The sequence below is a fragment of the Pseudoxanthomonas sp. YR558 genome, from assembly GCF_900116385.1.
In the GTDB taxonomy this organism is placed as follows: Bacteria; Pseudomonadota; Gammaproteobacteria; order Xanthomonadales; family Xanthomonadaceae; genus Pseudoxanthomonas_A.
On record NZ_FPCI01000004.1, the window covers coordinates 1 to 2519 of the forward strand.

The following is a 2519-nucleotide window of genomic DNA, read 5'->3' on the forward strand; positions in this document are numbered from 1 at the left end:
GTGAACCAGGCCGGCGCCACGATGGGCGAAATCGTCGCCTCGGTGCAGCGCGTGACCGACATCATGGCCGAGATCTCCGCCGCCTCGCAGGAGCAGAGCGCCGGTATCGAACAGGTCAACCAGACCATCACCCAGATGGACGAGACCACCCAGCAGAACGCTGCGCTGGTGGAAGAAGCCACCGCCGCGGCGCGTTCGATGGAAGAACAGGCCCAGGCGCTGGCCGACGCCGTTTCCACGTTCCAGCTGGGCGATGGCGACCAGGTGGCACGGCTGGTGCAGGAACGCGTAACCCGCATCGCGGCCGGAGCGGCACCCCGTCCCACTCCCGCCCACCACCCTTACTGACCCGCTAAAGAATCCCCGTCCGGGGCCGATCTAGGCCGTGACAGGCCCGCCCCGGGCAACCCCACCCTCTTACCGGCTGCAACAGGAGCCCGACGAATGAGCGACAAGAAGAGCCAGGCCACGGCGACCGCCGAAGAGTTTCTCAGCTTCACCCTGGGAGACGAGCACTACGGCGTCGATATCCTGAAGGTGCAGGAAATCCGCGGCTACGATTCGGTCACCCGCCTGCCGGATGCACCGGACTACATCAAGGGTGTCATCAATCTGCGCGGCACCATTGTGCCGGTGATCGACCTGCGTCTGAAGCTGCGGCTGAAGGAAGCGCGCTACGACGCCTTCACGGTGATGATCGTGCTGAACGTCGAAGACCGCGTGGTCGGCATCGTCGTGGACAGCGTGTCCGACGTGATCGGCTTGGCCGCGGAACAGATCCGCCCCACGCCCGAATTCGGCGCCAGCGTCGACACCCGCTTCATCTCGGGTATCGGCACCGTGGACGACCGCATGCTGATCCTGCTCGACATCGAAACGCTGATCGACAGCGCCGATCTCGGCCAGCCGTTGCCGGAGCAGGCCGCCGCCTGATTCCCGGCTTTGGGACGTTCGAAGGGACCACTGACCGCGAGGTCTGTGGTCCCTTTTCGTTTGCGCCATGACGGCGTGCCGCGCCTGCGTCTTTGGTCGTAGTGGCGGTAGACATCCCTGAATTTCCAGCGGCCGCCGCCGCTATTGCAGGTACGGGCATTCCGCCCGCGCAGGCCTCGCGCCTGACCCCCGAGATCCCGTATGAACATCAACGCCAAGCTCGCCCACGCCCTCTCCAACGTTCCCCTCAAGCGCAAGTTCTTCTTCCAGACCCTCCTGGTCGCCGTCGGCACTGTCGCACTGGCCGTCGTCGCCGCCCGCATGCAGTATCTCGACCTGACCGGCACCCGCCAGGCGGGCCTGAAGGCGCAGACGGAGATGGCGCTGGGCGTGATTCAGGGCTACGCCAAGCAAGTGGAGGCCGGGACGCTCGACGAGTCCGCCGCTAAGGAAGGCGCGCTGGCCACGCTCGCCACGATGCAGGCGAACAAGGGCGTGGACTATTTCTTCGTCACCGACGAAGCGCCGGTGATGCTGATGCACCCCACCCGTCCGGACCTGATCGGCAAGCCGCTGCAGGAGGTGCAGAGCCCGGACGGCAAGCACATCTTCCCGGAGTTCGTGCGCGTGGCGAAGGCCGGCGGCGGCACCGTGGACTACAGCTGGGCCAAGGCCGGCGAAGAAGACCCCGTGCCGAAGACCTCCTACGCCGCGCTGTACCAACCGTGGGGCTGGGTCATCGGCACCGGCGTCTATATCGATGACACCCAGGCGCAGGCGCTGCAGTTCACTTTGATCATGACCCTGGCGGGCGGCGTGTTGGTGCTGCTGAACATGCTGATCGGCTTCGTCATCGGCCAGTCCATCTTGCAGCCGGTCTCGCGCGCGCTCGCCGCGATCAAGGGTGTGTCGCGCGGCGACCTGAGCGTGCGCATCGGCCGCCACGGCCGCGATGAGGTCGGCCAGATGCTCAAGGCGACCGACGAGATGGTCCACATGCTCGAGCGTTTCTCGCTGGAGACCCGCGAGATGATCCGCCTGCACGAAGCGGAGGACATCAGCCACCGCATGCCGGAGGATTTCCCCGGCGTGTACGGCGAACTCGCGGCAGGCATCAACACGATGATGTTCGAACACTTGGACGCCTTCCGCGATGCGATCGGCATCCTGCAGCGCTACGCCAACGGCGACCTCAGCCAGGATGCGCGCCGCCTGCCCGGCACGCGCGCCTTCCTGCACGAGGCGATGGACACGGCAAAGGCCAGCCTGCTGGCGATCAATGCCGAGATCAACCGACTGGCCCAGGCCGCGGCCGCCGGCGACTTCGGCGTGCGCGGCGACGAAGCGCGCTTCCGCGACGACTTCCTGGCGATGGTGAAGGGTCTGAACGCGATGATGGCCACCAGCGATCGCAACCTGGCGCAGCTGTCCGCCCTGCTGCGCGCGATCGCCGATGGCGACCTGACCGCGCGGATGGAAGGCGACTTCCATGGCGTGTTCGCCACCATGCGCGACGACGCCAACGCCACCGTGGCCCAGTTGACCGAGATCGTCGGCGGCATCCAGATGGCGGCACTGAGCATCAA

At 66.4% G+C, this 2519-nt stretch carries 3 protein-coding genes; all 3 read left to right on the forward strand.

Features of this window, described 5'->3' with window-relative positions; translation table 11 throughout:
* On the forward strand, nucleotides 1-348 hold a 348-nt coding region (locus BM365_RS17665; RefSeq protein ID WP_254772732.1), incomplete at its 5' end, for a methyl-accepting chemotaxis protein.
* 96 nt (nucleotides 349-444) lie between these two features.
* Nucleotides 445-933, forward strand: a complete 489-nt coding sequence (locus tag BM365_RS17670) for a chemotaxis protein CheW (RefSeq protein ID WP_093490873.1) — start codon at nucleotides 445-447, stop codon at nucleotides 931-933.
* A 201-nt stretch (nucleotides 934-1134) separates the two neighbouring features.
* A partial coding sequence (locus tag BM365_RS17675; RefSeq protein WP_139227459.1) for a cache domain-containing protein occupies nucleotides 1135-2519 on the forward strand: 1385 nt, incomplete at its 3' end.

Coding starts and splice junctions, on each gene's coding strand:
- BM365_RS17670 (WP_093490873.1), top strand. CDS start 445: ATGAGCGACAAGAAGAGCCAGGCCACGGCGACCGCCGAAGAGTTTCTC.